This window comes from Pseudomonas hunanensis, assembly GCF_013393325.1.
In the GTDB taxonomy this organism is placed as follows: Bacteria; Pseudomonadota; Gammaproteobacteria; order Pseudomonadales; family Pseudomonadaceae; genus Aquipseudomonas; species Aquipseudomonas putida_P.
The window spans coordinates 1-6,354 of the sequence record NZ_QJRC01000075.1 but is presented as its reverse complement, the minus strand read 5'-3'; the positions used below and the strand labels follow the sequence as shown (position 1 = coordinate 6,354).

The following is a 6,354-nucleotide window of genomic DNA, read 5'->3' as shown; positions in this document are numbered from 1 at the left end:
GCCATGCGCCAAGGCGTTCGCGCGCAAATCCCACAGGCATAATTGGCCCGAAACATCGCCTGTGACAGGCGCGCGCGACCGCCTTGTTTGAACCACGCGATATCGTGCCATGCGCCAAGGCGTTCGCGCGCAAATCCCACAGGCATAATTGGCCCGAAACAAACGTAGGAGCGAGCGCAGCTCGCGATGCGCCGCGCGGGCGGCGCTCGATCTGCGCGCCACCCCAAAAATCCCGTCGGACCTTACTGCGAATACCCCTTCAGGAAATTGCCAATCCGGCCAATCGCCGCTTCCAGGTCGTCCACCCGAGGCAAGGTGACCACGCGGAAGTGGTCCGGCCACGGCCAGTTGAACGCCGTACCTTGCACGATCAGCAGTTTTTCCGACAGCAGCAGGTCAAGGGCGAACTTCTCGTCGTTGAGGATCGGGCACACCTTCGGGTCGATGCGCGGGAATGCATACAGCGCACCCATCGGCTTCACACAGCTCACCCCCGGGATATCGTTGAGCAGCTCGTAGGTGCGGTTGCGCTGTTCCAGCAGGCGGCCTGGCGGCAATACCAGGTCGTTGATGCTCTGGTAGCCGCCTAGCGCGGTCTGGATGGCATGCTGGGCCGGCACGTTGGCGCACAGGCGCATGTTGGCCAGCATGTCGATGCCTTCGATATAGCTCTGGGCGTGGTGCTTCGGCCCGGAGATGATCAGCCAGCCAGAACGGAAACCCGCCACTCGGTACGACTTGGACAGGCCGTTGAAAGTCAGGCACAGCAGGTCGGGTGCCAGCGAGGCGGTGCTGATGTGCACCGCTTCGTCGTACAGGATCTTGTCGTAGATCTCGTCGGAGAACACCACCAGGTTGTGCTGGCGGGCCAGCTCCAGCATGCCCAGCAGCAGCTCTTTGGAGTAGACGGCGCCGGTCGGGTTGTTCGGGTTGATGATCACCAGGGCCTTGGTGTTCGGGGTGATCTTGGCCTTGATGTCTTCAAGGTCGGGGAACCAGTCGGCCTGCTCGTCGCACAGGTAATGCACCGGCTTGCCGCCCGCCAGGCTCACGGCGGCGGTCCACAGCGGGTAGTCGGGGGCCGGGATCAGCACTTCGTCGCCGTTGTTCAGCAGCGCCTGCATCGACATGACGATCAGCTCGGACACACCGTTGCCGAGGTAGATGTCCTCGATGGTGACGCCTTCGATTTCCTTTTGCTGGCAGTACTGCATCACCGCCTTGCGCGCGCTGAACAGGCCCTTGGAGTCACTGTAGCCCTGGGCGGTGGGCAGGTTGCGGATCACATCCTGGAGGATTTCATCGGGCGCCTCGAAGCCAAACGGCGCCGGGTTGCCGATGTTCAGCTTGAGGATGCGGTGGCCTTCCTCTTCCAGACGTTTGGCGTGCTTGAGCACTGGGCCGCGAATGTCGTAGCAGACATTGGCGAGCTTGTTCGATTTGCTGAACTGCATGATGGGATCCCGATATGAGAAAACGCGCAACCCATGCCGAAAGGTTTGAAACGGCAGGAAGCGGGTGCCAGACTGAACGCCTGGCACACGAAGCCAACTAATATACGTGCCACCCGCGCCCCGGAAAAGACGGCGCGGGGTGAAATTCAGCCTGCCGAGGTCCCTACATGAAAAAGATCGAAAAAAACCTGGATGAATGGCGGTCGATGCTCGACCCCGAGCAATACCAGGTATGCCGCCTCAAGGGCACCGAGCGGCCATTCAGCGGCAAGTACAACAGCGAACGCCGTGACGGCATCTACCACTGCATCTGCTGCAACCTGCCACTGTTCGACGCGCAAACCAAGTTCGACTCGGGCTGCGGTTGGCCGAGCTTCTACGCACCGATCGAAGACAGCGCCATGATCGAGATCCGCGACACTTCCCACGGCATGATCCGTACCGAAGTCACCTGCGCCCGTTGTGACGCGCACCTGGGGCACGTGTTCCCCGATGGCCCGCCACCGACCGGCCTGCGCTACTGCATCAACTCGGTGTGCATCGACCTGCGCCCACGCGACTGACCGGAGCCCGATCATGGCTGCATCGATGCTGGACATCCCCTGCGTGACCCTCGGCGGCGAGCACAAAACGCTCGGCGACTACCCAGGCAAGGTGCTGCTGGTGGTCAACACCGCCAGCCAGTGCGGCTTTACCCCACAGTACAAGGGCCTGGAGCAACTCTGGCAAACCTACCGCGAGCGCGGCCTGGTGGTGCTGGGCTTTCCATGCAATCAGTTTGGCAAGCAGGAACCGGGCGATGCGCGTGAAATCGCGCAGTTTTGCGAGCGCAATTTCGGTGTGAGCTTTCCGCTGTTTCGCAAGATCGAGGTCAACGGCCCCGGCACCCACCCGCTGTACGTCGAACTCAAGCAGCGTGCACCGGGCTTGCTCGGCTCGCAGAAGATCAAGTGGAACTTCACCAAGTTCCTGATCGACCCTGCCAGCGGTCAGGTCACGCGCTATGCCCCCACCACCAAGCCACAGGCCCTGGAAGCGGACATCGAGCGCTTGCTCAGCCGTTGAGCGGCACCCAGTGGTCGATCAGGGCCAGTAGCTCTTCGCGGCGAAACGGCTTGGCCAGGTAGTCGTTCATGCCTGCCGCCCGGCAGCGTTCGCGCTCCTCGGGCATGGCGTTGGCGGTGAGGGCAACGATTGGCAGTTCGGGCCAGCGGCCGCTCTGTCGGATGCGCCGGCTGGCCTCGTAGCCATCCATCACCGGCATGTTGCAGTCCATCAGCACCAGGTCGAAGTCGTCATGCTGCAACAGTTCCAGCGCCTCGGCGCCCTGGGTGGCCAGTTGCACCTGGCAGCCAAGCTTGGCAAGCATGCCCTTGGCTACCAACTGGTTTACCGGGTTGTCCTCTACCAGCAGAATCCGCGCGCGGCCTTGCTCCAGGGTAATGGCCGGGGTGGCCAGCGTGTGTTCGGGCTCATGGCCTTGCAAGGTGCGGCGCAACGTCTGGTACAGGGCGTTGCGCGCCAGTGGCCGGGCCAGCTGATGCAACGGGGCCAAGGCCAGCGACTGCTCGTTGGGCAGGAAGTTGCCGTAGGCGGTCACCAGCAGTATCGGGGTTTTCAGTGCCTGGCGCAGTTCGAACAGGTGGTCCACATCGTCGCTGATCAACAGGTCGATCGCGGCGCCGTCCAGCGTGGCGCTGCTGTCATGGCGCTGGTAGGTCAGGCCCCAGGCGGGCAGCAAGTTCTGCAGCAGTTCATCAAGCCCGCTACCGCCTGCGCTCAGGGCGGCCACGTGGCCATGCAGGGGCACCGGCGGGATGGCTTCGGTGTGCACGGCCAGCGGTAATTCGGCGGTAAAGCAGCTACCAAAGCCCGGCTCGGAGCGAATGTGCAGGTGGCCCTGCATGGCCTTGCACAGGTTGCGCGTCAGCGCCAGGCCCAGGCCGGTGCCGCCGTACTGGCGGGTAATGCCGGCACCGGCCTGGGTGAAGGGCTGGAAGATGCGCGCCTGGGCCTCTTCGGGGATGCCGATGCCTGTGTCACGTACCTCCAGGCGCACACCGCCGACGATCGTCACCAGGCGCACATCGACGCGACCGAAGCGGGTGAACTTGAGCGCGTTGGACAGTAGGTTGCTGACGATCTGCCGCACCCGCGTGGGGTCGCCGAGCACGCTGCTAGGGAAGTCGCTGGCGATAAGGCACGTGAGTTCCACGCTTTGCGCGGTGTTCTGCGACAGCAGGTTGGCGGTGTCTTCCACCATCGACCCCATGTCGAAGGGGATACGCTCCAGCTCCAGCTGGCCAGCATCGAACTTGGACAGGTCGAGAATATCGTTCAGCAGCTCCACCAGCACCTTGCCCGAATCGTGGGCAATTGCCAGTTGCTGGCGTTGTTCACTGGGCAGCGGGTTGTCCAGCGCCAGGGCGATCATGCCAAGCATGCCGTTGAGCGGGGTGCGGATTTCGTGGCTCATGTTGGCCAGGAAGGCGGCGCGTGCCTGGGCCATGTCCAGCGCGCGGCGGCGGGCTTGCTCCAGCTCCTGGTTGGACAGGCTGAGGCTGCTGTTGCTGGCTTTCAGCTCGTCGGTGCGCGCCGACACGATGTCTTCCAGTTCGTTCAGGTACTGGGTCAGGCGGTTTTCTGCCGTGCGCCGCTGTTCAATTTCGGTGGCCATGCTGACGAACTGCTGGTTGGCGACCTTCACCAGCACGCCGATTTCGTCGTGCTCATGACCATGCGGGCATTCCAGGCGCGTTTGCCGGGGTTTGCGCGGGTCGCTGCCGCTGAGCGCACCGATCACCGTCACCAGCGGCTTGGTCAGCATCATGTAGAACAGCGCCAGCAGGATGCCGGTCAGCACCAGGCTGCGGGCGAAGCCGTTGAGCAGGGTGATGCCGGCACGGTCGAGAAAGCGGCTGCCGAAGGCGTAGGTGTCGACGTCCAGATACAGAGTGCCAAGGTATTCCTCTGGCATATGGGTCAGGAACAGGCGCTCTTTGAACTGGCGCTGCTCACCAAACAGGAAGTCGCTGAGGAGCCGGTAGCGGTCCTGCAGCCTTGGCCGCTCGACATCGGCCAGCACCGTTTCGTTGTTGTCGATCAGCCGTGCACGGATGATGGCCGGCGACTGCAGCAGCCCGCGCGTCAGCTCCAGTGCCAGCTCGGAATCGATGTTGTAGGCAATGCGCGAGGCCGGGTTGTGGCTGATTTGCAGCAAGGCGCGCACTTCACGGTTGATGGACGCGTCTTCGCTGGCATAATCGATGCCGATCTGGATGAGACTGAGCAATGTTCCCAGGATGAAGCCGACCAGGACTGTCAACCGGGCTTGCTTGTATGACAGGCGATTGGTGAACTTGATATCCATGAGTCCCGAGCCGGTTTCACGTTCCTTGCGCTGCGCAAGCATAGCCGAATAGCCCCGGCAGCTGGCGGGCCTGTCACACATTCAGCTGGAAATCTCACCTGTCTTGTTAGGAGTCGTCATGGACGCTCGCTTGATTGCTTTCCTGGACCGCGCCGAATCGGTACTGGCGCGCCTCGAACCCCTGTTGCCGGCACCGCGCCCGAACATCGACTGGGGCACCACCCTGGCCGCCCGCTGGCAGCGCGATGGCCGCAGCGGCTACCTGCTACCGCTGGAAGTCAGCCTGGACATCCGCCTGACCGACCTGATCGGCGTCGACAAACAACGTGACCAGCTAGGGCGTAACACCCACCAGTTCATCAACGGCCTGCCGGCCAACCACGCGTTGCTGTGGGGCTCGCGCGGCACCGGCAAGTCGTCGCTGGTACGCGCCCTGCTGGCTGAGCACGCCAGCGCAGGCCTGCGCCTGATAGAAATCGAACGCGACCACCTGGCGGACCTGCCACGGGTGGTGGAGCAACTGCAGAAGCTGCCGCAACGCTTCATCCTGTTCTGCGACGACCTGTCGTTCGAAGCCGGGGAGGGCGACTACCGCGTGCTCAAGAGCGTGCTCGACGGCTCGTTGGAGCAGGCGCCAGACAACGTGCTGCTGTATGCCACGTCCAACCGCCGCCACCTGGTGCCGGAGAAGGAGAGCGACAACGAGAACTGGAAGCGCGTGGACGGCGAGTTGCACCCCAGCGAAGCGGTGGAAGACAAGATTGCCCTGTCTGACCGTTTTGGCCTGTGGCTGTCGTTCTACCCGTTCACCCAGGACCACTTCCTGAATGTTGTCGAGCATTGGATCGGCCAGCTGGCACGCTCTGCGGGCCTGGCCTGGCAGCGTGACGAACAACTCGACATCCTCGCCGTGCGCTGGGCCACCGGGCGCGGTAACCGTAATGGCCGTTGTGCCTATCAGTTCGCCCGCTATTGGGTTGGGCTGCAATTGCTGGAGCAAAAGTAAATGATCGACCTCAATGCCAGTGGCGCCGGCCTCGACGGCTACAACCTGCTGGCGGCGCAAGTGCAGGCGCTGTTTGCCGACGAGCGTGACTTCATCGCCAATGCCGCGCAGTTTTCGGCGTTTCTGTTTAACCAGGTGGACGACCTGAACTGGGCGGGGTTCTACCTGAACCGAAACGAAGAACTGGTTCTGGGGCCGTTCCAGGGCCAGGTGGCGTGCGTGCGCATTCCATTCGGCAAGGGCGTGTGCGGGGCAGCGGCGGCTACGCGGCAAACCCAGCGGGTGGAAGATGTGCATGCGTTCCCAGGGCACATTGCCTGTGACAGCGCATCCAACAGCGAGCTGGTGATCCCGTTGGTGAAGGAAGGCAGGCTGATTGGTGTGCTGGACCTGGATAGCCCGAAACCTGGGCGGTTCGGTGAGGCAGACCAGGTGGGGCTGGAGCGGTTGGCGGCGATCTTCCTGGAGCTGACTGACTGCTGACCACTGTCCAATGGCCGGCGCTATCCCTGTAGGAGCGGCCT

Annotated in this window: 6 protein-coding genes; 4 read left to right on the top strand and 2 right to left on the bottom strand. The window is 63.0% G+C overall.

The window, feature by feature from the left end:
* Positions 1-242 precede the first annotated feature (242 nt).
* Positions 243-1,454 (bottom strand): pyridoxal phosphate-dependent aminotransferase, encoded by a 1,212-nt coding sequence (locus tag DM807_RS07770; RefSeq protein ID WP_012271123.1) that lies wholly within the window; start codon positions 1,452-1,454, stop codon positions 243-245.
* 167 nt (positions 1,455-1,621) lie between these two features.
* Here DM807_RS07770 and msrB point away from each other — a divergent pair, with 167 nt between their 5' ends.
* A complete protein-coding gene (gene msrB / locus DM807_RS07765) occupies positions 1,622-2,017 on the top strand; it encodes a peptide-methionine (R)-S-oxide reductase MsrB (RefSeq protein ID WP_179027231.1) in 396 nt (131 codons plus the stop codon).
* A gap of 13 nt (positions 2,018-2,030) precedes the next feature.
* Positions 2,031-2,519 (top strand): glutathione peroxidase, encoded by a 489-nt coding sequence (locus DM807_RS07760; RefSeq protein WP_060494487.1) that lies wholly within the window; start codon positions 2,031-2,033, stop codon positions 2,517-2,519.
* Here the strand turns inward: DM807_RS07760 and DM807_RS07755 are convergent.
* Positions 2,509-4,866, bottom strand: a complete 2,358-nt coding sequence (locus tag DM807_RS07755; RefSeq protein ID WP_179027230.1) for a hybrid sensor histidine kinase/response regulator — start codon at positions 4,864-4,866, stop codon at positions 2,509-2,511. The two genes, DM807_RS07760 and DM807_RS07755, sit on opposite strands and share 11 nt — an antisense overlap.
* A gap of 76 nt (positions 4,867-4,942) precedes the next feature.
* Between DM807_RS07755 and DM807_RS07750 the strand changes: the two genes are divergently transcribed.
* Complete coding sequence (locus DM807_RS07750) at positions 4,943-5,830, top strand: ATP-binding protein (protein ID WP_012271127.1); 888 nt, start codon at positions 4,943-4,945, stop codon at positions 5,828-5,830.
* Positions 5,831-6,313, top strand: coding sequence for a GAF domain-containing protein (locus DM807_RS07745; protein WP_179027229.1), 483 nt, complete (start codon positions 5,831-5,833; stop codon positions 6,311-6,313).
* Positions 6,314-6,354: the final 41 nt, after the last annotated feature.

Excerpts from the sequence above, each read along its gene's own strand:
- DM807_RS07770 (WP_012271123.1), bottom strand. The coding sequence starts at position 1,454 with ATGCAGTTCAGCAAATCGAACAAGCTCGCCAATGTCTGCTACGACATT.
- msrB (WP_179027231.1), top strand. The coding sequence starts at position 1,622 with ATGAAAAAGATCGAAAAAAACCTGGATGAATGGCGGTCGATGCTCGAC.
- DM807_RS07760 (WP_060494487.1), top strand. The coding sequence starts at position 2,031 with ATGGCTGCATCGATGCTGGACATCCCCTGCGTGACCCTCGGCGGCGAG.
- DM807_RS07755 (WP_179027230.1), bottom strand. The coding sequence starts at position 4,866 with ATGCTTGCGCAGCGCAAGGAACGTGAAACCGGCTCGGGACTCATGGAT.
- DM807_RS07750 (WP_012271127.1), top strand. The coding sequence starts at position 4,943 with ATGGACGCTCGCTTGATTGCTTTCCTGGACCGCGCCGAATCGGTACTG.
- DM807_RS07745 (WP_179027229.1), top strand. The coding sequence starts at position 5,831 with ATGATCGACCTCAATGCCAGTGGCGCCGGCCTCGACGGCTACAACCTG.